The sequence below is a fragment of the Tardiphaga robiniae genome (assembly GCF_013359755.1).
GTDB classification, from domain to species: Bacteria; Pseudomonadota; Alphaproteobacteria; order Rhizobiales; family Xanthobacteraceae; genus Tardiphaga; species Tardiphaga robiniae.
Genome location: NZ_JABMCJ010000065.1, coordinates 17,986 through 43,123, shown reverse-complemented (window position 1 = coordinate 43,123; position 25,138 = coordinate 17,986). Strand labels below are relative to the sequence as shown.

The 25,138-nt window shown below is 58.0% G+C and carries 20 protein-coding genes and 1 pseudogene; 15 read left to right on the top strand and 6 right to left on the bottom strand.

Annotation, left to right across the window (positions count from 1 at the left end; translation table 11 throughout):
* Position 1: 1 nt before the first annotated feature.
* The 3 genes from HP556_RS02995 to HP556_RS02985 are packed head-to-tail and all read right to left on the bottom strand — an operon-like array spanning position 2 to position 3,739.
* Positions 2–2,257, bottom strand: coding sequence for a xanthine dehydrogenase family protein molybdopterin-binding subunit (locus HP556_RS02995; protein ID WP_175365859.1), 2,256 nt, complete (start codon positions 2,255–2,257; stop codon positions 2–4).
* Between the two features lies 1 nt (position 2,258).
* Entirely contained in the window at positions 2,259–2,723 is a 465-nt protein-coding gene (locus HP556_RS02990; protein WP_175365858.1) for a (2Fe-2S)-binding protein, read from the bottom strand.
* Between the two features lie 44 nt (positions 2,724–2,767).
* A complete protein-coding gene (locus HP556_RS02985) occupies positions 2,768–3,739 on the bottom strand; it encodes a helix-turn-helix transcriptional regulator (protein ID WP_175365857.1) in 972 nt (323 codons plus the stop codon).
* A gap of 391 nt (positions 3,740–4,130) precedes the next feature.
* Here HP556_RS02985 and HP556_RS02980 point away from each other — a divergent pair, with 391 nt between their 5' ends.
* The 5 genes from HP556_RS02980 to HP556_RS02960 all read left to right on the top strand — a co-directional run bounded on the left by HP556_RS02980 (position 4,131) and on the right by HP556_RS02960 (position 9,172).
* On the top strand, positions 4,131–4,892 hold the full coding sequence (locus HP556_RS02980; RefSeq protein WP_175365856.1) for an alpha/beta hydrolase: 762 nt from the start codon (positions 4,131–4,133) through the stop codon (positions 4,890–4,892).
* 95 nt (positions 4,893–4,987) lie between these two features.
* Positions 4,988–6,001 (top strand): aldo/keto reductase, encoded by a 1,014-nt coding sequence (locus tag HP556_RS02975; RefSeq protein WP_175365855.1) that lies wholly within the window; start codon positions 4,988–4,990, stop codon positions 5,999–6,001.
* Between the two features lie 94 nt (positions 6,002–6,095).
* The gene (locus tag HP556_RS02970) at positions 6,096–6,950 is read left to right on the top strand and encodes a VOC family protein (protein WP_175365854.1); all 855 of its coding nucleotides are present in this window, start codon (positions 6,096–6,098) and stop codon (positions 6,948–6,950) included.
* Positions 6,950–7,471: a putative quinol monooxygenase gene (locus HP556_RS02965; RefSeq protein ID WP_246297357.1), complete on the top strand. Its 522-nt coding sequence runs from the start codon at positions 6,950–6,952 to the stop codon at positions 7,469–7,471. The genes HP556_RS02970 and HP556_RS02965 overlap by 1 nt, the downstream gene beginning before the upstream one ends.
* A gap of 408 nt (positions 7,472–7,879) precedes the next feature.
* Entirely contained in the window at positions 7,880–9,172 is a 1,293-nt protein-coding gene (locus HP556_RS02960) for an ATP-binding protein (RefSeq protein WP_175365853.1), read from the top strand.
* Between the two features lie 171 nt (positions 9,173–9,343).
* Here the strand turns inward: HP556_RS02960 and HP556_RS02955 are convergent, their stop codons facing one another.
* Positions 9,344–12,145, bottom strand: a complete 2,802-nt coding sequence (locus HP556_RS02955) for an ATP-binding protein (RefSeq protein WP_175365852.1) — start codon at positions 12,143–12,145, stop codon at positions 9,344–9,346.
* A 396-nt stretch (positions 12,146–12,541) separates the two neighbouring features.
* Positions 12,542–12,838 (bottom strand): annotated as a pseudogene (locus tag HP556_RS30170) (beta-barrel domain-containing protein); the annotation flags it as partial.
* A 108-nt stretch (positions 12,839–12,946) separates the two neighbouring features.
* Here HP556_RS30170 and HP556_RS02945 point away from each other — a divergent pair.
* The gene (locus HP556_RS02945; protein ID WP_175365876.1) at positions 12,947–13,504 is read left to right on the top strand and encodes an alpha-ketoglutarate-dependent dioxygenase AlkB; all 558 of its coding nucleotides are present in this window, start codon (positions 12,947–12,949) and stop codon (positions 13,502–13,504) included.
* A gap of 190 nt (positions 13,505–13,694) precedes the next feature.
* On the opposite strand, the gene HP556_RS02940 is transcribed toward HP556_RS02945, so the two are convergent.
* Positions 13,695–14,696 carry a helix-turn-helix transcriptional regulator gene (locus HP556_RS02940; protein ID WP_089267557.1) on the bottom strand — a complete coding sequence of 334 codons (1,002 nt, stop codon included), beginning with the start codon at positions 14,694–14,696 and terminating at the stop codon, positions 13,695–13,697.
* 444 nt (positions 14,697–15,140) lie between these two features.
* Here HP556_RS02940 and HP556_RS02935 point away from each other — a divergent pair, with 444 nt between their 5' ends.
* From HP556_RS02935 to HP556_RS02895, 9 genes are all read left to right on the top strand, one after another.
* Positions 15,141–16,067 carry a formylglycine-generating enzyme family protein gene (locus HP556_RS02935; protein WP_175365850.1) on the top strand — a complete coding sequence of 309 codons (927 nt, stop codon included), beginning with the start codon at positions 15,141–15,143 and terminating at the stop codon, positions 16,065–16,067.
* Entirely contained in the window at positions 16,060–18,444 is a 2,385-nt protein-coding gene (locus HP556_RS02930; RefSeq protein WP_175365849.1) for an arylsulfatase, read from the top strand. Before HP556_RS02935 ends, HP556_RS02930 begins: the two co-directional genes overlap by 8 nt.
* Before the next feature lie 125 nt (positions 18,445–18,569).
* Entirely contained in the window at positions 18,570–18,917 is a 348-nt protein-coding gene (locus HP556_RS02925) for an HdeA/HdeB family chaperone (RefSeq protein ID WP_089267559.1), read from the top strand.
* Between the two features lie 65 nt (positions 18,918–18,982).
* On the top strand, positions 18,983–19,804 hold the full coding sequence (locus HP556_RS02920; protein WP_175365848.1) for a DUF2092 domain-containing protein: 822 nt from the start codon (positions 18,983–18,985) through the stop codon (positions 19,802–19,804).
* Complete coding sequence (locus HP556_RS02915; protein WP_175365847.1) at positions 19,801–20,124, top strand: hypothetical protein; 324 nt, start codon at positions 19,801–19,803, stop codon at positions 20,122–20,124. Before HP556_RS02920 ends, HP556_RS02915 begins: the two co-directional genes overlap by 4 nt.
* 266 nt (positions 20,125–20,390) lie before the next feature.
* A complete protein-coding gene (locus tag HP556_RS02910; RefSeq protein WP_338117525.1) occupies positions 20,391–21,470 on the top strand; it encodes a SphA family protein in 1,080 nt (359 codons plus the stop codon).
* 608 nt (positions 21,471–22,078) lie between these two features.
* Complete coding sequence (locus tag HP556_RS02905) at positions 22,079–22,900, top strand: acid phosphatase (RefSeq protein ID WP_246297355.1); 822 nt, start codon at positions 22,079–22,081, stop codon at positions 22,898–22,900.
* Between the two features lie 76 nt (positions 22,901–22,976).
* Entirely contained in the window at positions 22,977–23,825 is an 849-nt protein-coding gene (locus HP556_RS02900; protein WP_089267598.1) for a hypothetical protein, read from the top strand.
* 196 nt (positions 23,826–24,021) lie between these two features.
* Positions 24,022–25,056 carry a DUF1254 domain-containing protein gene (locus tag HP556_RS02895; protein WP_175365846.1) on the top strand — a complete coding sequence of 345 codons (1,035 nt, stop codon included), beginning with the start codon at positions 24,022–24,024 and terminating at the stop codon, positions 25,054–25,056.
* The last annotated feature ends 82 nt before the right edge of the window (positions 25,057–25,138 follow it).

Genomic DNA, 25,138 nt, shown 5'->3' with positions numbered 1-25,138 from the left:
CTCACACGAAATCAATGAACTTGTCGAAGGGCATTTCGCGGATCCGCTTTCCGGTCGCCGCGAATATCGCATTGGCGAGCGCGGGAGCGGCAGGAGGAACAGGCGGCTCTCCGACCCCTCTCACTTTGGGATCATTCTCGAGCCCGCGAACTTCGATCACCGGACATTGGTAAATCCGCATGGCTTCGTGGTGATTGTAGTTCGTCTGCTGCGCCCCGCCCTTTGCGTAAGTGAGTTCGCAGTTGATGGCGTGGCCGAGTCCCCAGACGACTCCACCCTGTACCTGGTTCTCGAAATTGACGGGATCGACAACCTTGCCGACATCGACCGCAACCCAGACCTTGTCGATCCTGATACCTCTGTCAGTCACGCTTACTTCGACGACTTCGGCCGTTGGGGTTCCAAACGACTCGACGAACGCGACGCCACGCCCCTTGCCGTTACCGAGTGGCCCCTTCCAATTCGACATCTCTGCGACCGTTTCAAGAACCTTACGGTAGGTCGGCACAGCGCACATTTCGATGCGCGCCTTCAATGGATCGAGGCCGGCCGCATGGATCAGTTCGTCGATGAAACTTTCGGTGAAGAAGCCGGCTGTAGAGGCTCCCACCGACCGCCATGTGGTGCACGGCGATAATCCCTGCGCCTCAAAGCTCGTGGCCCTGAAATGCGGAATGTCGTAATAGACATTCCACATGCCGGCCGCCAATTGGGGATCGGGGTCTTTCGAAGGCGCTCCCATACGCTCGAGCAGCCCCTTGAACGGAGCGGTCGCTGCCAGTTGCAGGTCGGCCGCGACGATCTTCCCTTTGTCGACGCTCCCTCTGTGTCGGGCGATCGAAATCTGTCGTGGAATATCCTGGAGAAAATCCTCTTCGCGCGAGAACACGAGCTTGACCGGCGTTCCGCGCATCTGATTTGCAATCTCGGCCAGGACGCGGACGTTCTCGAATTCAAGGCGGTGCCCGAAACTTCCACCTGTCCATTGATTATGGAAGATAACTTGTTCCGGCTTGAGGCCGATCGCTGTCGCCGCGACGTACTGCACGGCCTGAGGACTCTGATGGCCGACCCAAATCTCCATCCCTGCGTCGGAGACAACCCCGATCCCATTGAGAGGCTCAAGCGGTTGATGCGCGACATAAGGCGCGCGATACTCCGCCTGGACCAGCGTTCCGACCTTCAACCCGGTCTCGACATCGCCGATTTTCCGCCACTCCTTGCCGAGGAATTCCGGCTTGAATGACGCCTCCAGAACCTTCCAATGGTCGGCTTGCTCTGCGGGATATATCGAAGGTGCCCACGCGCAATCGATCATGTCGACCGCCTTCATCGCGTACCAGCTGTTCGTCGCGATCACCGCGACGCCATTTTTTATTTCGAGGATCTTTTTGACCCCCGGCATCGACCGCGCCTTGCTCGCGTCATATGATTTCAGCGGCTGACCCTTGTGGGGATTCAGCTTGACGGCAGCGTACACCATGCCGTCGATCTTCAGATCGATGCCGAACTTCAACTCGCCCATGACCTTCGAACGAACGTCGAGGCGCATCATCGGCTTGCCCAGTATTCGCCATTTTGACGGGTCGCGCGGCTTTGCATCGAGCACAGGCGGAATTTTTGCGGCCTCCGCCGCGAGTTCAATGTAAGGAATTTTCCTTCCGTCTGGCAGAATCACATGGCCGGATTGGGTGCGGATATCGGCAACAGGGACGCCTGAACGCTTGGCCGCCGCGGCTTTGAGTGTTTCGCGTGCGACCGCGCCGGCAACTCGCAACTTTTCGTAGGTGTCGGGAATCGTACTTGACCCGCCTGTCATCTGCAGGCCCGACGTCCTGAGGCTTTCGAGCGCCGCGGCACGTGCCGCTTCAGCGGCTGGGCTTTGATCCGCTGCCAGGAACGGGGCCAGCTCATCCGCGAACCCGGTATTGAAATAAGCGGGGCTTGGCCCCGCGAACCGAATTTCGAATTGGCCGGGATCGAGGTCCATCTCTTCGGCAATCATGATCGGCTGCACGGAGCCGACGCCTTGGCCGATGTCGGCGTGTTGCGCGATGAGCGTGATTTTTCCCGGACTGATCTCCACCCATGGATTGAAGGTCGCGGAGTTGGGTCCGAGGCCGACGGCCAACGGATTGCCATTGGCGGTCGCGGCGGCCTGTGCAGCATTGTCAAAGGAGCCGAAAGCGATGCCGCCAGCCACGGCTGCGGAGCCGAAAACGAAAGCCCGACGGGAAAGTCTCTGCATATGGCCCATCTCACTTCCCCGTCATCTTTTTTGCAGCAGCCGTATGGATCGCGGCGCGAATGCGCGGATAAGTCCCGCAACGGCAAAGATTGCCGGACATGACTTCGTTGATCTCCTCGTCTGTCGGCCGGGGGATCGATTCGAGAAGCGAGATAGCCTGCATGATCTGACCGGTCTGGCAGTAGCCGCATTGCGGGACCTGATGTTCGATCCAGGCCTGCAGGACCGGATGGTCATTCCTGTTGTCCACCCCTTCGATCGTGACGACCGACTTACCCGCGACCTCGCCTATATGTGACTGACAGGATCGGACAGCCCTTCCGTTGATCTGGACGGTGCAGGCGCCACATTGAGCGACCCCGCAGCCGTATTTGGGACTTGTGATGCCGAGCTCGTCGCGCAATACCCAAAGCAAAGGCATCTCGGGAACGACGTCGACCTGCCGCTTGATCCCGTTGACCGTGAGTTCGATCATATCGATATGTTCCTGGCGGGTTTGACTGGTGCAACAGCACTGACTCACAGGAGCTGAGCAGTATTTCCGAATCCTGCGGGATCATGTGCAATCCCTGCGGAATCCTCAGCGTCGCGATCAGCTTTCACGTCGATCTGGCCACAGCACAACTCGCGATACTGCCCTGGGGTGAGTCTCGTGGCCTTTCGAAACACCCGCGTAAAATTGGCTTGAGAGCCGAAGCCGAATTCCAGGGCAATTTCCGCCAGGGATAGATTTCTGCGCGCCAGTTCTTGCCGTGCGGCCTGGACGCGGCGATCGATCACATAGCGGTGCGGTGACAATCCGGTTGCTTCGCGAAAAAGGCGGGAGAAATGAAACGGGCTGAGGCAGGCCTGGGCCGCGAGTTCCTCGAGCCTGATCTCGCGATTAAGGGAAGCGTAGATATAGCCCAACACGCGCTGGAGCCTTCGCGGATCGAGCGACGGTGACTTTTCGGGCGGATGCCAGCGGTCAATCGTATAGTGTCCAAGAAGATGCGCTGCGAGCGCTATCTGAATGCCCTCCACGAACAACGCGTCAGTCGGTTGGCGAGGACGATGAAGCAGGTCACGAAGCGGCGAGCAGATGTGGAAGAGCACCTGGTCCGCCAGACCGTGGGCATAGGCGATCTGCACCTCTGCGGGATCGACATCAAAACCTGCGAGGGTACTTTGGTCCAGCAGCGTCGGAGGGAGATAGACGTGAAGACATTCCATCCGGTCCCAAAGCTCGAGATGACTCTCCTGCGTTCCCGCGGGTACGAGATAGCTCATTCCCGGCCGGGCAAGGCTCTTCTGAACTTCGCCGTTGCCGGCCCGATAGACCATTCCGCCGCCTGACAGCAGCATCATGATCTCCGTGCAAATCGGAACGGGCGTATCCTGCCGCCCCGCCTCGAACCTTCGATGTTCGATGCTCAGTGCAGGCCAATCGGCGGTCTCCGCGAGCTTCTCGCTGTTCTTATATTTTTGATCTCCATGCGTGACGAGCGTCATTGTGACTCCCCTTAGCTGCAGCGAGTCCCTGCCCCATATCGCAAGCGAGCGCTGATTCCCCGTCCCCGTGTGCGACTGGAATCATGAACACTGTCGGCCACGGAAAAATCTCACAACGCGCCGCACCGGAGCGCTGTGCCGATCCATCCGAAGTTGTTGGATAAGCTTACTGCCAAGTCGAGAGATGGAGCGGTTAAAAGAAGTAAAAGCCAGGCAAAGCAAGAGCTTAATCACGCGGCCTGATTGCGCATCGCAATCAGGGGGACCTCGCCCGGGATGAGCAGGATTCGACCCTCATCGCGCAGGAATCGGAAATACCGGAATGCACGCGTGATCTAGTGATGGCGCTCATCGAACAGAAATTGCCGCCCATCGAGGAGTGGAGCCTATTATGAAGCCGATTATCTCCGCGCTTGCCGCGATATCGATCGTCGCCGCTCAAGCCGTCCCTGCGGCCTCGGCCGAGAGAACCGTTTCCATTGTCCTTGTCCATGGCGCCTTCGTCGATGGGTCGGGCTGGAAGAGCACCTACGACATACTTTCGAGTGCCGGCTATGAGGTACTCGTCGTCCAGCAGCCAACGATCTCGCTTCGCGACGATGTCGCCGAAACCGAGCGTGTGATCGCCAAGGCCCGACACCCGGTTGTTCTCGTCGGGCACTCCTATGGAGGAATGGTCATCACGGAAGCAGGCGATAATCCAAAGGTCCGCAGCCTCGTCTATCTCGCGGCATTTGTTCCCGAGGCTGGGGAGTCGGTGAGTACACTTGCAGAAGCGCCTGTGCCAGCCGGCGAGCACAAGGCTCCGCTCGTCGCTGAGGGGAACTATCTCTTCGTCGAAGCCGATAAATTCCCTTCGTCATTCGCGGCCGATGTTGATACCGCCACAACCCGCTTCATGAGTGCCGCGCAACTGCCGTGGGGATTGCAGGCGGTGCAGACCAAAGTCGGTCGTGTGGCCTGGAAGGCGAAGCCGACTTACTACATGGTGACAAGTGAGGATCATATGATCCCCCCGACCGCGCAACGAAATATGGCCCGACGGTCGGGCGCGAAAGTGGCTGAGCTGAAAAGCAGCCACGCGGTGATGCTGTCGCATCCGCGCGAGGTCGCAGCGTTCATAAAGAGCGCGGACACATCCGCTTCTGACTGAAGTTGACGCGGCCGGGCGTCGATGGCCGAGGTCGATGTTCTCACGATTATCTCTCGACGGATGGCTTGGTCTGCCCGAAACAGAGGACATGCCATATGACACTCAAGGATGTACTGCCCGGCAAGCTGGGTTTCGGTGCGGCGCCACTCGGCAACATGTTTCGCGACATCCCGGAGCAGGAAGCACTCGCGACGGTGAATGCAGCGTGGGACGACGGCATCCGATACTTCGATAACGCACCGTTTTACGGCGCGGGGCTCGCGGAGATCCGTATGGGCGCCGCCCTCGCCGGCAGGCTGCGTGACGATTATGTTATCAGTACCAAGGTCGGACGCGTGATCCTGGATGAGACCGAGGATGTCGATGCCCGTGACCTCGGCGAGAAAGGCAACGTGTTCAAACATGGGCGCCCGAACAAGATCGTCAACGACTATTCGAAAGATGCGACGTTGCGCTCTATCGAGGACAGCCTGAGGCGGCTGAACACCGACCGCATCGATATCGCTTTCGTGCACGACGTGGCGCAGGATTTTTATGGCGACGAGTGGCTGGCGGTGTTCGAAAGTGCGCGCAAGGGTGCGTTCAAGGCGCTTGACCAGCTACGCGATCAGGGCGTGATCAAGGCTTGGGGACTTGGCGTCAACCGGGTCGAACCGATAGAACTCCTGCTTGCGCTCGACGACCCGCGCCCCGACGGATTCCTGCTCGCGGGCCGTTACACACTTCTCGACCATGCCCGCGCGCTCCAGCGGGTGATACCCATGGTCGCCGAGCATGAGCTCGCCATCGTTGTCGGCGGCCCCTACAGCTCGGGAGCGCTCGTCGGCGGTCCGAACTTCGAGTATGCACCGGCGCCTCCGGAGATCATCGACAAGGTGACGCGGATCAAGACGATTGCCGACCGCTATGGCGTCAGCATGAAGGCTGCAGGCCTGCAGTTTGCGCTCGCAAATCCGGTAGTTGCGGCCGTCATTCCGGGTGCGAGCCGTCCGAGCCGCATCGCCGAGGATAGCGCCGCGCTCGAGGAATCCATACCCGCCGATTTCTGGCGCGAACTCCGTTCGGCGGGCCTCGTCAGTCCCGCAGCCCCTCTTATCGGAGTCGATTGAGCTGCCCGGGATCCCAGCAAGTTCATTCCAATCGGGCGTCGCTCCAACGCGGGATGGTGCAGGCAAATTCAACCGAACGACCAAGGAGACGGAAATGACAGATGAACCACAGGACGCCCCTGAAATAGGCCGCCGGGCCGCGCTTCGAACAGCCGGCGTAGCCATGATCGCAGGCCTGGGGATCGGCGGCACACCGACAGCCGCACCGGCCGCTGCACCGGACACCGGCGGAATGTCGGCGGCCGAGCGCAACGAGGCACCGCTCGGCGCGCGGCTCCAGGGCGTTCAGCATTTCGGGCTGACCGTCCAGAATATGGAGCGGGCTTATCAGTTCTACACCGAGGTACTGGGCGGCACCGAAGTTTTCCGCCACGGCGACTTCCAAGGCGATGGGGTGCAGAACACGCTGCTGGCCGACCAGGAAATCGAGGCGAACGCACGCGGGGTCAATCCTCGGACAATCGGTGTTCCCGACCTGCGCGGTGGAGCGCAGCGGCTCGATGTTCGCTTCATCCAGTTCGACAATGTGGTGATCGAGTTGCTCCAGTATCGAGACGCGGATCAGCCCATGGGCAGCTCCAGGAGCTTTGCTGAGCCGGTGCAGCACATGAGCCCCGCTTTTCCGCGTATGATGCACATCTGTTTCTATGTTCGCGACGATGTCGACTTCAACAAGTTCATCGCCGACCTCGAGGCAGAATCCGCGCGCCGCGGCATGACGCAAGTGAGAGCGAACCGCACTGTTCGGGTCATGACCGAAGCGGACCGCAAGGCAGCTCCCCGCAGCGCCAACACGAACCGGGTGACCCAGGCCCCGTCAGATGGCTGGGAACTGATCTATTGCAAGGGTCCGGAGGGCGAGCAGCTCGAATTCGTAAAAGCACTGGGGCCCGTCAAGCAACGTTTTGCCGAAGCCTTGGCGAAACGGCAGCAGACTATCACACGCTGATGGACAAGATGCGGCGGACGAACGGCCGCCTGTCGCACCGGCCAGATGTTCGTGACAACGATGTGAAGGCGCCCATGATGCAAACTATCCGTCGCAATTTGCTCGCCACGGCGCTGTTGGCCCTCTCGCTGTCCCTTCCGGCGTCGGCGGCAGTCGCTCAGCAGGCCCCGCATATGCGTTATCAGGATATTCGCGAAGGTGCCTATTCAGTAGTCGCCCAGGTGCGAGCCAAGCCTGGAAAGGAAGATGCTCTCCGGGCAGCTACCTTGCCTCTCATCGACCTGGTTCGCGCCGATCCCAAAAACCTAGTTTACTTTCTCCAGGAAGATCGCGCCAAACCGGGGCATTTCATCTTCTACGAGATTTTTGCCAGTCAAGCCGATTTCGACGCACATAACGCCATGCCCTATGTGCAGGAGTGGTTCGCCAAGCTTCCAGAGCTTGCCGAAGGTGGCGTCGAGGTGATGCGCATGGCGATCCACAGTATCGCCCAAAAAATAGCCGAAATCGTCGAGAAATAATCCGCAGCCTGGAGACAGCCAACCGCCGCTCACCGCCCGCGTGAAATTCCACGCGAGGCCTGTGCTGCGGCGAAATGTCCGCTGTAGTGGGCCCCGTGCACTTTAGCCCTTCTGCGTGTAGACTCCTGGTTAAAGTCTTGTTCGAATAGCTCTTGCCAATTTTCGCTCACGGATTGGTCGAACTATGCGATGTCGTCATTCAGAGGCACTGGCTGATAAGGCAAATCTACAGAGCGCCCCCTTCTGCGCTTCGCCTCTGATGCAAACCGGGTTACCCCGGTGAAGGTGGCGTCTCGATCAATCGCTCCAACGAGCTCAACGAGTGGTAAAAACACCGACCAGCCTCTTGGGCATAGACCCGACGCAGAGATTTTTTTCGGACCATATCGGTTCGATCGAGATCGGCGAATGTTGTGGCAAGGGGATATCTTATTACGAGTTGGGGCCCGGGCGCAGGCAATTCTGAGCGTGCTCACCGAGACCCCCGGACGTCTTGTAGGGAAACGTGAACTCCTAGAGAGGGTATGGCCTGATGGCCATGTAGACGATGCAAATCTTAAAGTACAAATTTCCACTTTGCGAAAAGCACTTCACCGCTGCGAGGGATTGATCAGGACCGAATCCTCGCTGGGCTATCGCTTTCTCGGAGAAACGGTGCCGAATGATTCGTATCGCAGCACCCAGCGGCGGTGCTTCTTGGCGCCAAGACATCTTACCGAGCCTATTGGTCGTGACGGCGTGGTTGCGGATATAGTCAGCCTTCTCAAAGAAAGCCGCCTGGTAACGATCCTTGGTCCCGGCGGCATCGGGAAGACAACAGTCGCGCTCGCAATCGCACATCAACTAGCCGATACATTTGCGGATGAAACCTGCTTTGTCGATCTTAACAGAATTGCGCGCGACGATCAGATTTGCGAGGCCCTGGCGCGCTCACTCGACCTCACCGTCGGGGGGGCGCCTGCTCTTGAGCAGATAAAGGTGGCACTGCGGGGCAAACGCCTTCTACTGGTCATTGACTCCTGCGAACACCTTACCGATACGGTAGCGTTACTGGTCGAGCAGATTCTGAGCTTCTCCAATGAAGTCTGGATCCTCGCAACGTCCCGAGAGACCTTAAGAGTTGGAGCTGAATTCGTCTGGCAGCTCGAACCGCTCGACGTGCCGCCGCCCTCTCCGAGTAATACCGCGGTGAATGCCGCACGCTATTCTGCAGTTCAGCTCTTCATAAGGATCGCGACCGAAGTTTCTGGCGACTTTAGGTTCAACGACGACACCGCACCGACCGTCGTCGAGGTCTGCCGACGTCTGGACGGAATTCCACTAGCCATCGAAATGGCGGCCTCGATGGTCGGCCCCCTCGACATTGGTGAAATCCTCCGCAATCTGGATCAACGCTCGTCCGTTTTGGAGTCCGATCGCCAAGCCGCCAACCCTATGCAGCATTCTCTGTTCTCAACCCTCCACTGGAGCAGCAATCTTCTTCCAGTCAACGAACGAGCGGTACTACGTCATTTGACATTTTTTACTGGTGCTTTCACCCTCGATGATGCGGTTGCGGTCGCCGCTGATGACATCACGGACGCATCCATCGTTCGCGAGGCGGTTATCGCGCTCGCCAATAAGTCCTTCTTGATCGTAAATCATGAGATCAGTCCCCCAGAGTACCGCCTTTTCCGGTTTCTTGAGAATTCACGGAGCTAACCGTGGATACTTCGCCAAGCGTCATTGGCCTCGCATGACCTGCTTCCGCATGAACATACATCAAGCAGAGATGTCAGCTCTCGGTAATGACGCTATCGCCGGCCGATAGCTGAAGAACAACCTCAAAATTCCTGAACGCCTGTCTCGCTGAGTGATCGCAGTTCGCAAGCGTCAGGATATGTTGATCCCGGCGAGGATAGTTTGAGCGCGAGAGAGAAACGGTACGCGTGATCTGTCCTGTAAATTGGACAGGACATCGACAAGTGCATTGCGCGCCGCCCACGGTCTCCCCACGTTTAGCTCAAGCTCGGCGAGGCCGACAGCAGCTTCGCACTCATAGAGATAGAAATCGTGCAGCTTGCTTAGCTCGATTGCTTGTCTGAATAGTTCGCGTGCCGTATCGACGTTCCCGGGCCGGTTACGAGCAATGAGCACCTTGGCGAGGATTGGGTGGTGTTTACCGATGAGACGAACATCGGACGGGCCCAGGCACTGGCTCATCGCCTTCAAGAGTGCAGATTCTGCACCGTCCAGATCACCAACAATTCGTCGTGCATCGGCCAGTTCGACCCACAAAATCGGATGAAGAGAACCTGTTTTAATTATGAACTCATCCTCCAAACACGAAGTCAGGATGCGTTCGGAGGATCCAGCATCTCCATCAGCATATCTGAGAAGAAGTGCTCGAAATGCCTCGGCAACCGCATGCCAGGGTCGGTAGTGCCGCGATACTTCCTCCAATTTTTGCAAGCAGCTGCGTGCACGGTGAAATTCCCCCGAGGATATGTTGACCCATGTTGCACCCTGGGCAAGAACGAAATAGGTGGTTGTCAGATGTCCTTTTGCCTCGGCCTCATCAACCGCTGTGTTCGCAAGCGACAATGCCTGTTCGCAGTACCCCATGTAGTGTTTGGCAAGCGCCAACCCGATCTTGCAGGAGATGAACGAGTCGATTCCTCCGAAATACAAGTAGGCGCTTCTGGAAATCGACGGGCAGTCCTGCAGGAACATCTCGAACCTCTCATGGGCCGATCGTATGGCAGAGGTTTCAAAATCGTTGAATGCGGTTATTCGTTGAAGAAGATAGTGCACATCAGGGGCATTGGATCGCTCCGCTGCCTTGGCAAATGCGTCGAGATGACGCGTCGCCTGGCGGCGAGTGAGAAGCATATTCTGAATGATACCGTAGAGAGCCCGCAGCTCCAGGAAATCATCTCCTGCGGCTTGCGCCGCGTGCCAGGCACGCTCATACAAGCTCGCTCCCTCGAATCCCGCCAGGTATACCTGCGCGGATGCAAGTGACACCAGCAAGCGAGGCCGCACGGCGGAATCAAATGCTGAGCTATCATCGACGAGATGAAACGCCTTGGTTAGATAAGGGACTCCTTGAACCAACGAGGTTAGCGCAAGCCAAAGCCGTTCCGCGACGATAACAAGTTTTACGCCGAGTTCAGGATCTGACGAAAACGCCCAGTCAAGAGCCACCCGGAGCTCGTCCAGGTAGCCCCGCATTTTCGTGTTCTCAGATGTCTCGTCGTAAAGGTCCCAGTCGATGCCGTCGAGCAGTTGGAGGAAGTATTCCGCGTGGCGTCTTTGCGCTATGTCGCTGGCAGGAAAGTCCAACTGAGCTATGTATGCTCTTGTCGTATCCAGCAGACGATACTCCGCATGTATCGAGTCCGGGTCGGAGGAGAGAAGTGAGCGGTGAGACAGTCCAATAATGGCGTCGCGCGCAGCGGATGCGCAGAGTTGGTCGCTGCTTGCCACGGCGATGCCGGCGTCAAGCGAGAAGGTCCCAGCAAAGCAAGCGATGTGTCGCAGAGCGGATTGTTCTGCCTCGGACAGCAGATTATAGCTCCAGTCAATCGTCGAGAACAACGACCGTTGACGGGGAACAGTACTTCTTCGGTCGACATTGATCACTGACGATTTTTCGCTCAGGCTGCGGAGTGTTTCCACGAAGCCGAGCACGGCGGCAATCGAAGCGGCAATTTCAATTGCCAGTGGGATCCCATCGAGGCGCCGGCAAATCTCCGCGACAGCAGCAGCTTGGCGATCATCAAAATGCAGCTTCGCCGCCCGCTGATGCAGGCACTTCAAGAATAGTTGGACTGACGAATAGGTCTTGATGTCGTCCGCATGCGTTTCGGCAGCCTTCGGGGGAACTGTCAGGGGGGCGAGTCGCCAAATGGCCTCATCATCAAGCTGCAGTGGCTCTCGCGTCGTAACAAGAATATCCACGTAGCTCGTGTTAACGAGGAAGCTGTCAACGAGTTTGGCCACTGGACCCAGCACATGCTCACAACAGTCCAGGATCAGAAGCATCCGCCTGTCGCGGAGCGCCAACACGATTTGTTCGATGCCGGGCCAGTCCGTTACTCGCAACCCGATCGCATTCGCCAATGCGGTGTAGACAAGATCAATTGAGGATATTCTACCAAGATCGATAAAGTAGGCGCCGTCGGCGTAGTTTGCGGCCCGGTCGTTCGCGACCTGCAACGCAATCGTTGTTTTCCCGATGCCACCCGATCCAAGGATCGTCACAAGTCGTCGGCTATTTAGAAGCTCATGAATCCCATCCGCTGCCGCCTCGCGACCGATCGGCTTTACAACAATTCCAGGGATACCGAACCGGGGCTGGTTTTCAGAGGGACGGATGACCGGCTCTTTCACAACATGAGCGTCGAAACGGTAGCCCCGAGATGGATCAGCTTGAATTGCGGCGCCGTAATCACGCAGAGCTTTTCTCAGCCCAGAGATTTGGACCCGCAAATTGCTTTGATCAACGTGCAAGCCTGGCCATGCGCTCCTGATCAAGGCGCTACGACTGACGGTTGCGCCAGGTGCTTCAAGAAGGACTTGCAGAATGGCTAACGCCCGAGCGCCAAGCCGAACTGGGACGCCTCCGTCCCACAGTGTGCGGGTAGCTGCGTCGAAGCGGAACGGTCCGAAGAATATCTCTCGGCTCACCATTGCACCTGCTTGGAAACCATATCTCGCAGAGCACCATAGAAGTATTGCCTCAGGTTTTACCAGAATTTCCGCAGGGTTTCGAAGAGGCTGCCATCACCTTCGGCAAAGCGGCCACACGCTGCAAAAGGCAACCTGGCCTATCCAGTGTCTGCGATTGAGCCATTTGATGACGCTTGGTGACTACGACCTCAGGGTATTAGCCAGGCGACCACCATTCCCTCAGCTAGTGCTGCCGTACCGATGTCTTGGGGGCAAGCAATGACCCCAGCGCGCTCGGCCTGAACGGCAACGCGCTGGACTCATACGCCTGCGAGTGCTGATGTCTACGTGGGACTATGTGGATGCATTCAAGGCGAAAACTCATGGAATTCCGGCCGACAAGTCATCGTAGTTTTGCTACCTCTCCCGAAACGCTTTTGCGATCTGGTCGTGCAACGGCTTCACTAGATAGGACAAAACCGTTCGATCTTCGGTACGAACGAAAGCCTCGACTGGCATGCCTGGCAGCAGTTTGAGGCCTACGAGCTTCGATAGCTCACCCGCCGAAAGGGACACCCTGCCAAGATAATAACTTACGCCCGTCTTTTGATCTTGAGAGATATCGGCGGAAATCCGGCTGAGTGACCCCACGATCTCCGGCGTCGTCCTTCGGTTGAACGCTGAGAATCTCAGATTCACCGACTGCCCTAATCGCGCGTATCTTGTCGAGGGTATCCCGAGCTGTACCGGAACTGGAGTTATTGTAGAGGTTTTCAAGTGTGGCCAGTATGTCTGCCTGAGCCTCGGCGCTAAAGCCGGAGAATTGCACGTAGTCTCGAATGTCTGAGCCACGCCGACAATTTCGTCTCGCCCGACATCGAAAAAGCGCTGATCCACGAGATTTCCACCCTGCCCCTGACGCCATTCCAGTTCGGCCAATACGAGGGCAAGCGCCGGATCGCCTCCTTCGGCCTCAGCTACGATTACACACTCCGCCGCCTGACCGAGGCCGCTCCCATTCCGGAATGGCTCGGCGACGTAATCCAGAACGTCGAAGCATTCGGCGGTCCGTCAACGCGGATCCAGCAGGTACTCTGCACGGAATACGACGTCGGCGTCGGGATCGGCTGGCACCGTGACAAGCCGCACTTCGACCGCATCTTCGGACTTTCGCTGGGATCGGACTGCAAGCTGCGCTTCCGGAGATCTGCCTCTACCAAATGCGAGAGGTTCGCGTTGGAGGCCAAAGCCCGCTCGATCTATCTCATGTCCGGCCCGTCGCGCGCGGAATGGGAGCACAGCATCCTGGCGGTTCCGCAGAAGCGGTACTCGATCACGTTCCGGACGATGGCAGGTCCCATTGTTCTGGGAGCGATCTAGCGCTTAGGATAACCTCCTATAGCCGCACAGACGCCGTCAAATCGCCACGCCAGGCGCCGATTCGCCGCTGTTTTGGTGGCGCACTCGGATGGCAGACGACCTTTCGCGAAGCGATCTCGTTCCATAGCGAGGAGCTTTGAAGGGAACGCAGATAAACGTCGAGCCGCGATGGTGGGCTGCAGTCATCCGTCTATCCCGATCGCGATTGCTCGCGAAACTGCCGCGGCGTCACACCGGAAATTCGCCGGAAGGCGCGGCTGAAATGTGCCGGATCCGTGTAACCGGACGAAAATGCGATATCGATAATCTTGGAATTACTGTCACGCAAAAGCTTGCTCGCATTCTCATATCTGACGGTGTCGAGCAGATCAGAATAGCTCAGGCCGACATCCGCGAGCTTGCGCTGAAAGCTGCGTGTGCTGACGCCCGCCATCTCTGCGACTTCAGCAAGAGCTGGAATTCCGTCGTCCAGATAAGACGGCAGCATCAGCTTTAGCAGTTCAACTATGTCATAGCCGGAAGGGCCGTCCTCGTAAGCTTGCGGCGCAGGGCTCACGTCTTTCCGATGGTTGGTGAGACTGAGATACGAGATCGGCACGTCGATCCACGCCGCATGCTGGCCTGACAGGAACCGCACATTCGGCCACAAGGATTGCGTCGCCGGACGTGGCGTGTAGCGCGCTTCAAAGGCGATCGTCGCCGGCATCCAGTCCGCTCCCGCGAACTGCCGGACGATGTGTATCGAGAAGATGTTCTGGATCCATTGCAGATGCTCCATATGCAGGAGTCCGTTTGTCCCGGCGAGCGTGGTGCAAATCCGCGCGTGATCGTCGTCGTGCTCGATCCACATGCTCAGGATCGTATCCTCCCGCGGCGCCCATGTGCAGGCGTGCCGCAGCGCAACGAGCAGTGTCGGAGAGTGAGCGATCAGGGCCCGCGTTTTCTCGCGCATATGGGAGAAATGCAGCCGTTGGCTGGCTAGGAAGCCGAATTCTTCAATGCCCTGGCTTCTCCGGGCGGTTTCCATGAAGCGGATTGCCGGCATCAGCGGGACATAGAGATCGCTCTTGTCGACCAGAGACGACGGAAGCCGAAACTTGGTCAGAAGCGAACTCGTCGGCGCACCGGTCTCATCGAGAATCCCGACGAAGGGCAGAAGAAACTGGCAGCGCGTCAAAGGGATGTTGGCCATTGGGTCTCGTTGCGATCATCAGTAGGTACTTTGCATCAGCCACAATTTCATTCGAATCGCTACTGGTGAGCCCGGAGAATGTCACCGTTCTCTTGCCGGCACCTGTCGGCCTCGAATTGCAACGGTCGCCGCGTCGTGTGCATGCAGCAAGAATTCACCTGCAAATGACATGATCGGCCGCGATTGGCGCGAAGTGGCAAGACGGCCGGCCCTCGTCTGCACGAAATGACCCGGACAGGGTGCACCTGTCGATCGGAAGGCAACCGGGCCGGGCGCAGGCCCCGGCTCCCCCAAGATTCCGCCCACGGAACGTCGGCACCGGCCCGGCTTTGCTTCCACCTTCACAATGAATCCGGCAAGTAAACTGGAACCACCATATTGAGAACGCTGACCTGCGCCGAAACGGCTCAGACGGATTTGCGATCGGAGCGTGTACGAGACGGCATGATCTTCGTGAGTGCCGGAACGTTCTGGATGGGTTCGGATCGGCACTACCCCGAAGAGAGGCCGGCTCACCCCGTCAGTGTCGATGGGTTCTTCATTGACGAGACTCCTGTCACCAATACTCAGTTTGCCGAGTTCGTGGCCGCAACCGGATATCGCACGGTTGCCGAATCCGTGCCCGATCCAAAAGATTATCCCGGCATAATGCCGGAGATGTTGTATGCGGGCTCGCTGGTTTTTCGCGAGCCGACCGAGCGTGTCGGTCTTGATGACTGGTCGCAGTGGTGGTCGTTTCTCGAGGGCGCCAACTGGCGTCGTCCCTATGGTCCGGTTAGCAGCATCGAAGGACGAGATGATCATCCCGTCGTCCACGTCACCCACCAGGACGCGCTGGCCTATGCACGATGGAAGGGCAAGGATCTTCCTACAGAAGCCGAGTGGGAGTTCGCCGCCAGAGGCGGTCTCGAACAGGCCGAATTCGCATGGGGATCGGAGTTAATCCCCGCTGGCCGACATATGGCCAATACCTGGCAAGGATCGTTTCCGACGGTCAATCATAACCAGGACGGATACGCCCGCACGTCACCTGTGAAAGCCTTTCCGCCCAACGGATACGGTCTCTACGACATGATCGGAAACGTCTGGGAGTGGACATCTGACTGGTACTCTTCGCAGCACGAAGTAGACATGACGAAGGCCTGCTGTGTACCCAGGAATCCCCGTGGGGGGCTTGAGTCTGCCAGCTACGATCCATGTCTCCCCGAAATAAGAATACCGCGGAAGGTCCTCAAAGGCGGCTCGCATCTGTGCGCCCTGAATTATTGCCGCCGCTATCGGCCTGCAGCTCGCCATCCGGAAGCAATCGATACTTCGACAAGTCATGTCGGGTTCCGATGCATTGTTCGAGACGGAGAATCGAATGAATAAGCCTATTAACAATCATCTCAGGACACGCTGGTTGGGCGTGAGCACGACTCTCCTGTTGTTGGGAACGCCCGCTGTCGCCCAGGAATCGCTGCCGTTCCCGCCCACGCCATCAGGAAGCAAGGCTGGTCCGACGATCGCGCGGTCGACCTACAACCCGGTGCCGCCGCAATCGCGCCTTCCAGCCAATGCACCGAACATCGTCGTCATCATGCTCGACGACGTTGGTCCGGCACTCCCCAGCACCTATGGCGGCGTGATCAAGACAGACACGTTGAGCCGTGTTGCCGAAGGCGGCGTGTCGTACAATCGCTTCCACAATGCGGCGATGTGCTCCCCAACGCGCGCAGCGTTGCTGACCGGGCGTAATCATCACCGCGTGGGGTTTGGCCAGATCGCCGAACTGGCAAATGATTGGGATGGCTACTCCGGCCACATCCCGGCGACATCCGCGGCCGCGCCGAAAGTGCTTGGCTATTACGGCTATGCGACGGGTGCATTCGGGAAGTGGCACAACACGCCGGCGAACGAGACCACGGCCGTCGGTCCCTATACGAACTGGCCAGCGGGGCGCGGCGTTGGTTTCGACTACTTCTACGGCTTCCTTGCCGGGGAATCCTCCCAATGGGAGCCCGCGGTCGTTGAAAACACGGTTCGCCTGGATCCATCCGCGGGCAAGAAAGAATATCACTTCACCGAGGACATGACCGACAAGGCTGTCTCATGGATCAAGCAGGTCCATGCGCTGACGCCGGATCGTCCGTTCTTCATGTACTGGACCCCTGGCGCCTCCCATGGTCCGCATCACATTTTCAAGAACTGGGCGGACAAATATAAGGGCAAGTTCGACGACGGCTGGGATGTCATGCGCGAGCGCGTCTTCGCCCGTCAGAAAGAACTCGGATGGATACCGAAAGACACCGAGCTGACGCCGCGGCCAAAAACGCTTGCGGCATGGGCCGATATCCCCGACGAGGAAAAGCCATTTCAGCGTCGGCTCATGGAAGTGTTCGCCGGATACACCGAGCATGCGGACGCCCAGGCCGGTCGACTGATCGATACGCTCGACGAACTCGGCATTCGTGACAACACCCTCATCTTCTACGTCTGGGGCGACAACGGGTCGAGCGCCGAAGGTCAGAACGGGACCATCAGCGAACTTCTGGCACAGAATGGCATTGCTTCCGAGATGAAGGATCACCTCCGCACCCTGAAGGAGCTGGGCGGCCTGGATGTGCTCGGATCGCCCAAGGTCGATAACATGTACCATGCCGGCTGGGCTTGGGCTGGCTCTACGCCTTATCAGTCCACCAAACTGATCGCCGCGCATTTCGGCGGGACGCGCTCGCCGATGGCGGTTTCCTGGCCAAGCAAGATCAAGCCGAACAAGACACCGCATCCGCAGTTTCATCATGTCAACGATATCGTGCCGACGATTTACGACATCCTGAAAATCACTCCGCCGAATCTTGTCGATGGCGTCACCCAGGATCCGCTCGACGGCATCAGCATGGTCTACTCCTTCGGGGCGCCAACCGCGCCCGGACAGAAGAAAGAACAGTATTTCGAGGTGATGGGCAGCCGCGCGATCTATAAGGACGAGTGGATTTCTTCCGTGTTCGGACCGCGCATCCCCTGGAAGGCAGGTCTCGATCCGGCGATCGCGCAATGGACGCCTGAGAACGACGTGTGGGAACTCTACGATCTTCGAAAGGACTTTTCGCAGGCGAAGGATATCGCGTCTGCCAATCCCAAAAAAGTCGAGGAGATGAAGAAGACGTTCGATGCAAACGCGAAGGCCAACAAGGTCTATCCTGTCGGCGGCGGCCTGTGGTCCGTTGTCTTCCATCCCGAAGACGCGCCATCCAATCCGGCCAAGGTGTTCGACTATACGCAGGAAGTCGTTGCCGTTCCGGAGTTCACCGCACCGAAACTCGGGTCACGAAGCAGCCTTGTCAGCATCGACGCAGAACTGAAGCCGGACTCGAAGGGCGTGCTCTATGCACTGGGTGCGATCTCGGGAGGGATTTCGCTGTGGGTCGAAGACGGCAAGCTCAGCTTTGAGTACAATCTGTTCGAGATAGAACGGACAAGGCTCGATACGACCGCTCCGCTCCCGACCGGAACGGTCAAGATCGAAGTCGAAACACACGTGGCCAGCAGCGTACACGCAGGTCCTCTCGACATCGTCATCCGCGTCAACGGCAAGGAAGTGGCCAAGGGCCGCGTGCCTCGCTCAACCTCGCTCGGGTTTACTGCCAATGACGCTTTTGACGTCGGCCGTGACAGCTATTCGCCAGTCTCGTTCGCATATTTTGACCGCAAACCATTTGCGTTCAACGGAAAGATCAACCGTCTACGGGTTGAGTATCTGAACTGAGTGGCTTGATCCCATCAAGTCATCGTCGGCCAGGAGCGGAGATCGAAGGTGTTCGCCGCTCCCGGTCGAGAACGAACGTCACCACCCCTGCAGATAACGCCTCCTGAATCACGAGGGAAAACTCAATGATGAAGAAACTTGCTTTTGCTCTTGCTGTTGCGTGCGCAGCACCGCTGGGCTCGGCTCAAGCCCAAACCGAATTGAAGGCCTATGCCGATGCGGATGGCTACATCAACGTGCAGAAGCTGACTTGCGCGCAGCTCGCCGGAACGTATCAGGAAGACGCGAACTTTCTCGGCGTTTGGTACAGCGGTTGGTACAATGGCCTCGGAAAGAAGTCTTCCATCAACTTGCCTAGAGTTCGAGAAGGCATTCACGAATTGATCGTCTACTGCAAGGCCAATCAAGGCACGACGATCATCAAGGCCATCGATGTTCTTCTGAAGGCTGAAAAGGTCCGCACTGCCAAATGAATGTTGGTCCCCCCATCATTCCGACTTGTCGGCCCAGCTAACTAACAATTAACAGGAATCATCTCTTGAAAAGCCAATCCAGAACGCCCTTGAATGCGGCGCGCCGTTCGATCCGCTCTGTTGCCGCACTCCTGATCGCGTCGGGTTTATCTGCGACATGCATCGGAGCTGGCGCTGCCCACGCGGATGATGCTGCATCGATCCTGCGCGCAATGTCCGACTACATCGCGAATCAAAAGAATGTTTCGATATCGTATGATTCCGATATCGAGATCATGACCCCGGACATGCAGAAGATTCAGTTTGCCAGTTCCGGGCAACTCACCATCCATCGGCCGGACAAGCTCCGCGTGACACGGACCGGCGGCTACGCCGACGTTGAGCTCGTGTACGATGGCGCCAATTTCACCGTTTCTGATCGTGCCCGCAAAGTCTACGGGCAGATGCCAGCCACCGGTACGATTGATCAACTCGTCGACAGCATTCGTGACAAGTCCGGCATCGAGGCGCCGGGTGCCGATCTTCTTCTCGCCAATTCCTATGCGGCCTTGATCGATGGAGTCTATGACGCCAAGCATATCGGCAGGGGCGTCATCGATGGCCATGAGTGTGAACACTTGGCTTTCCGTACGCCGGATACCGACTGGCAGATCTGGATAGAACCAGGCGCGACGCCGATTCCGCGCAAATACATCATCACCACCAAAACGGTGACGGGCGCGCCTCAGTACACGCTCCGAATTAGCAGCTGGAAAACCAGCCCCGACACCACTGCCGATGCATTCGCTTTCAAGCCGAGCGCAGACATGAAGAAGCGCGAGATTCAGAATCTCGGCCATATCGATGAGATTCCCCCAGGAATCAGCCCCAGCGGAGAGAAGAAATGACTGGATTGAAAAGCAAGCTGCTGAAGATCGCCCTCGGAACGAGCGTGGCCATCCTGTGTCTGTCGGTCAGCGAACAGGCGTCGCTCACGCATGGCGGTACCTTCATGACCTCGGCTGAGGCACTCATCGGAGCTCCGCTCACGCCCCTGAGTTACGCCGGCGTAGCACGGCGAACGACGCGCCGAGCCATCGTGGGTGGAGCCGTCGTTGGTGGAGCCATCGTGGGCGGAGCAATCGCGGGTGCAGCCGTCGTAGTCGTGCCACCCTCTTGCGTTCAGGCGGTCGACGTCTACGGCCGAATTTATAACCGATGCTACTGATCGCACTCTGACCGAGAGCTATTTCAGCAGGCCGTTGTTGTCGATCTACGTCGAACAGTGACTGCTACGGTGTTCTCAACGTTCCTGAAAATGCTGGAGCGCGTTCCCATCGGAAAGCGCTCCAGCTTTTTTTGACGCATCCCGTCTCAGAGCGAATGCGTTTGTGCTGGAATGGCCCGATTCAAGATCGGGTCCCTTAGCGTGGTGTAGCTTTTCGATGCAAACGCAACACCCTGCGAATAATGTAAGTAGCGCGGGAATTCGGTGTGACGAATATCGATTTGCGCGTATGTCGATCCAGTTTTGATTTGTGCTGTTTTGCCACGCGGAGTTTGTTGATGCGCTTCTCTTTGACGATGACGGTCGCTGCCAGCGCCATGCTGTGCTGGTCACAAACGCCGGTCATAGCAGCCGAAGGCGGCGTAAGTGTCTCCCTCCTCGGGTCACACGCAACCGGCGCAGGCATTACGCCGCCGCCCGGCGTCTTCTTTCAGAACGACTTTTATTATTACGACGGCAAACTCAGCGGCGGTCGAACTCTGCCGACCGGTGGTCTTCTCGTTGCAGACGTCTCGGCCCAGAGCTGGATCGAATTGCCAACAACACTCTGGGTTACACCTGCCAAGATTCTCGGCGGCAATCTCGCATTCTCGTTGACGGTGCCCGTTGGTGAGCCGCGCGTGAATGCAAATCTGCTGGTGAACTCGCCGCGCTTCGGGCCGATCGGTGTCGGCGTGACGGACAAGAATGCTAACCTCAGCGACTTCTTTCTCCAGTCCTTTGTCGGGTGGCAGTCGGGCAACTTTCACTGGCAGCTCGGCGTCAGCGGTGTGATCCCGTCCGGAACGTACGTCGCCGGTCAACTGTCGAACGCCTCGCTGAACAGACCCGCGCTCGACGTCTTCGGCAATTTCACATGGCTAGATTCTGCCATTAGCTGGGATCTCTCCGCCGCGGTGGGCGTCACCTTCAACCAGACCAACACGGCGACCGACTACAAGAGCGGCGATGAATTCCACCTCGAATGGGCAGCAACCAAATACATCACCAAGGAATTCACGCTCGGGCTCGTCGGTTACTATTACCAGCAACTGACGGCGGACTCCGGAACAGGCGCGAGGCTGGGCGCCTTTGAAGGTCGTGTCATCGCACTCGGCGTCTCGATTGGGTACACGTTCGAGGTCGGGAAGCTCCCGATTTCAACGCGCCTGAAAATCTATCGTGAATTCGATGCCGTAAACCGCATGGAAGGCACTGCCGGATACTTTACCGTGTCTGTGCCCGTCGCGTTGGATACCAATGTAATGGCGCTCGCCGATGGGCGCTCGATAAAAACAAAATTCTAGCTCCTTCGACTGGGAAGCCTCCAGGCTTGTTCTTTGTCGATGTTCTGAGGAACGATGGATAGGATTGATGACGGGCATATCAGTCAGGACACACCGGCTCACAAATTTCGAAGAACTCAATGCCGCCGTTTATGGAGCACACATCAGCGGGACGTAGAGATCGCTAAATGGCTTGACCGGTCGCGATTGGCGCGAAGTGGCAAGACGGTTGGCCTTCGTCTGCACGAAATGACCGGATAGGATTCGCCTGTCGATCAGAGGCAATCGGGCCGGACGCAGGCATCGGCGTCCGCGAACGATCTGCTCCACGGAACGTCGGCACCGGCCCGGCTTTGCTTCTGCCTTCCCAAGGATTCCGACAATTAAACTGGAACCACAATCTTTACCGCCTCCGCTTCGATTGCTTTTTCACGGGGCAACTGGTTGTGCCGAAAAAGTCAGGTGGCAACCATGTTCAGAGCACTGATCATTGCAGCAACCTACCGTTTTTGATCGGCGGCTCTGACTTACCTTCTAAGGGGCGGCTCGGTCAGATGGCGGGAACCCGCATTCGAGGAAACTCAGTCGCCTGATGATCCCGGCACTCTTGAAATGAATAGAGACTATCCATGACCGCAAACCTGGTTCGGTCCGCAGGCCCATCCATCTTCGTGCTGCTTATGATTTGCGGGCAGGCCGTCGCGCAATCGAACGAAGCCCAATCGAAGGTCACCGATCCCCATTTCAAAATAGCGCCCGGTTATCTGAAGCCGGCCGACCTGCCGAATAGCCTGGTCCTGCTCGGTCCGCCCCCCGAGAAGGATTCGGCCGCGCTTGCCAGGGACGAAGAAGCACGCAAGGTAACGCTCCCCCTGCGCGGCACCGACCGCTGGAAGCAGGCCTCCACCGACGCCGATCTTGCCTTCCCGCAGGCCGCCGATAATTTTTCCTGCGCGATGGGGATCAAGATCGACAAGGAACAGACCCCGCGCCTCTATGCCATGATGCAGAAGATGCTGTCCGACCTCGGCCTGTCGACCTATGGCGTGAAGAACAAGTACAACCGCACCCGCCCCTTCGTCGTTCACAACGAAGCCACATGCCGGACGGATCAGGAAGCAATCCTGCGGACAGACGGCTCCTATCCGTCAGGCCATACGGCTGCGGGATGGGGATGGGCCCTCGTCTTCGCGCAGATCAATCCCGAGCGTTCCAATGAGTTGTTCACGCGCGGCATCGCTTTCGGCCAGAGCCGCGTGATCTGCGATGCGCATTGGCAGAGCGATGTCGATGCGGGCCGCATCATGGGGGCAGCGACCGTCTCGCGCTTGCAGACCAACGCGACCTTCCTTGCCGACCTCAAAGCTGCGAAGGTGGAGGTAAAAGCAGCGAGGGCGAGGCGCGCTGCACCGGTTTGTGCGGCCGAAACAACAGCCTTGTCCACGCAATAAGCGGGCCTCGACCTTGAGCAACGGACGTCTTCGACCGATCTGTGGATGGCTTCTGGTGTGCGCCGTTTGCATCGGTGTGACCGATGCTGCCTTCGGCCAGGACGACAACGATCAAGCGGCTCAATTCACCCCGCCAAGCGTCTATCTGGATCTCCGAACCACCTACGCGACAGCCCCCAGCGGTGCGATCGGAATAGGCTTCGGCAACACGTCGCTGTTTTCGGTTCTGGGGGCGATCGCGCTTGCGGCCGGCCACACGCCATCGACCGTGCCGCCCCATAAAAAACTGCCGGCGGTGCACGCGGTCACAGTCGATATCCCGCTCACGGTCGACCTGAACGATCGGGTGTCGGTCTATGGCGGTATTTCAGTGAACGCCAACACGATGCCGCTCGGCGGCTGGACGGATATCGACATCGCGAGCTGGAATGTCGGATTTCAGGCCGATCTCTATAAGCAAAACGGTGGCATGCTCCCCACCACCACCGTGCAATCGACCATCACGCAATCACTGCCGAGCGGGCCGTTCGCGACGACGAATTTCAACAACGTTATCGAGTTCGACTATGCATTGGACGAGGATCAGACGAGGGGACTTCTCCTTGGCTTCCAAGACACCCGCGTCGCGATCCAAAGCGCAGCAGCGGAGGTCCGTCCGAGTATGATCGGATATGCCGGTGGCTACTACCAGTGGCCAAGCAACTGGAAAATTTCCGCGCGCGTCGGCGTGCAATCATTCGGCGGCGTTGAACTCCTGAACCGAACGCTGATCCAGCCCTTTACCCAGCCCGTCCTACGCCTTGACCTCGACCGAATGGACGACAACGACAATCGCTTGTTCGGTTTGATGTTGCAGATCCAATGGATCCCGCTGCCGTCTTATCAATTGACGTTCAGGACGCCGCTTTATCTGACGCAGAACTAGCCAGCGCGCCCCCCCACGCGGTGTCGGATGTCCATTAGCGCGAAATGGCAAGACAAGTGATCCGAGATGCTCGAAACGCTCGGAGGCAGTGCCTACCGATTACGCGTTGATCGCTTGGATGGCATTTAAGCTTCAAGGGGCCGCGCCTGTGGAATGCTCCTGCGTCGCCAGTCAGATTGAATGAAGAGGTATGTCGATGTTTCGCTCGGTTGGGATTGGTTTCGCATTGGCTTCGGTCGCACTGGCCGGAGGAGCGTTCGCCCAGGCTCTGGACGGCAAACTGCCTGTCACCGTCGATAATTTTGCCCGCGCCGAGACCGACCGCTACCTCGCGGTGAATGCAACGGCCATCGGCGGACTCGGCAAATTCCAACACTCGCGGGAGCCTGTATCCATCGACAAACAAGCAGTGATCCGAATGAACCGGGATACGCTGTACTCATTTGCGGTGTTTGATCTTGCTGGCGGGCCCGTAACGCTCTCGCTGCCCGACACGGGCAAGCGCTATATGTCGATGATGGTGGTCGATCAGGACCACTACCTGCCAATCGTCGCCTATGGCACGAAGCCGGTGACGCTGACGCAGAAATCAGTTGGTACGCGATACGCCTTTGTCGCTGTCCGAACGCTGGTTGATCCCAACGATCCAAAGGATCTCGCCGAGGTTCACAAACTTCAGGATGCCATCAAGGTCAGCCAGAAGAAGATAGGCACGCTGGACCTTCCAAACTGGGATCAGGAGAAGCTAACCGACATCCGCAATGCGCTGCTCGCGCTGGCAAAATATCAGACGTCGTATCACGGTGCATTTGGAGCCCATGACCAGGTCGATCCGATCCAGCACTTGATTGGCACGGCCTCCGGTTGGGGTGGCATTCCGGAAAAGGACGCCATGTATCCGAGTTTCACTCCCGCGAAGAACGACGGCAAAACGGTCTACACCCTCGATGTGCCAAAGACCGTGCCGGTGAAGGCTTTCTGGTCGATCAGCGTCTACAACGCAAAAGGCTTCTTCGAGAAAAACGCCTACAATGCCTATTCGATCAACAACATCACCGCGAAGAAAAATGCGGACGGCTCGGTCAAGGTCCAGTTCGGCGGCTGTGACGGCAATATCCCGAACTGCCTGCCGATCGTTGAGGGCTGGAACTACACCATACGGCTTTATCGCCCCGAACAGCCCATCGTCAGCGGCAAGTGGAAACTTCCGGAGGCCAAGCCCTTGAGCTGAGCCTCACGATCTGGCGGTGCTGACGCAGATCGAGAGCACCCGTAGTCCGGTCACTCGCGCGCACCTATTTGCGCTGGCGGCT

Excerpts from the sequence above, each read along its gene's own strand:
- HP556_RS02970 (WP_175365854.1), top strand. The coding sequence starts at position 6,096 with ATGACAGATGAACCACAGGACGCCCCTGAAATAGGCCGCCGGGCCGCG.
- HP556_RS02965 (WP_246297357.1), top strand. The coding sequence starts at position 6,950 with ATGGACAAGATGCGGCGGACGAACGGCCGCCTGTCGCACCGGCCAGAT.
- HP556_RS02975 (WP_175365855.1), top strand. The coding sequence starts at position 4,988 with ATGACACTCAAGGATGTACTGCCCGGCAAGCTGGGTTTCGGTGCGGCG.
- HP556_RS02940 (WP_089267557.1), bottom strand. The coding sequence starts at position 14,696 with ATGGCCAACATCCCTTTGACGCGCTGCCAGTTTCTTCTGCCCTTCGTC.
- HP556_RS02960 (WP_175365853.1), top strand. The coding sequence starts at position 7,880 with ATGTTGTGGCAAGGGGATATCTTATTACGAGTTGGGGCCCGGGCGCAG.
- HP556_RS02905 (WP_246297355.1), top strand. The coding sequence starts at position 22,079 with ATGACCGCAAACCTGGTTCGGTCCGCAGGCCCATCCATCTTCGTGCTG.
- HP556_RS02995 (WP_175365859.1), bottom strand. The coding sequence starts at position 2,257 with ATGGGCCATATGCAGAGACTTTCCCGTCGGGCTTTCGTTTTCGGCTCC.
- HP556_RS02985 (WP_175365857.1), bottom strand. The coding sequence starts at position 3,739 with ATGACGCTCGTCACGCATGGAGATCAAAAATATAAGAACAGCGAGAAG.
- HP556_RS02980 (WP_175365856.1), top strand. The coding sequence starts at position 4,131 with ATGAAGCCGATTATCTCCGCGCTTGCCGCGATATCGATCGTCGCCGCT.
- HP556_RS02935 (WP_175365850.1), top strand. The coding sequence starts at position 15,141 with ATGATCTTCGTGAGTGCCGGAACGTTCTGGATGGGTTCGGATCGGCAC.
- HP556_RS02930 (WP_175365849.1), top strand. The coding sequence starts at position 16,060 with ATGAATAAGCCTATTAACAATCATCTCAGGACACGCTGGTTGGGCGTG.
- HP556_RS02925 (WP_089267559.1), top strand. The coding sequence starts at position 18,570 with ATGATGAAGAAACTTGCTTTTGCTCTTGCTGTTGCGTGCGCAGCACCG.
- HP556_RS02895 (WP_175365846.1), top strand. The coding sequence starts at position 24,022 with ATGTTTCGCTCGGTTGGGATTGGTTTCGCATTGGCTTCGGTCGCACTG.
- HP556_RS02915 (WP_175365847.1), top strand. The coding sequence starts at position 19,801 with ATGACTGGATTGAAAAGCAAGCTGCTGAAGATCGCCCTCGGAACGAGC.
- HP556_RS02955 (WP_175365852.1), bottom strand. The coding sequence starts at position 12,145 with ATGGTGAGCCGAGAGATATTCTTCGGACCGTTCCGCTTCGACGCAGCT.
- HP556_RS02990 (WP_175365858.1), bottom strand. The coding sequence starts at position 2,723 with ATGATCGAACTCACGGTCAACGGGATCAAGCGGCAGGTCGACGTCGTT.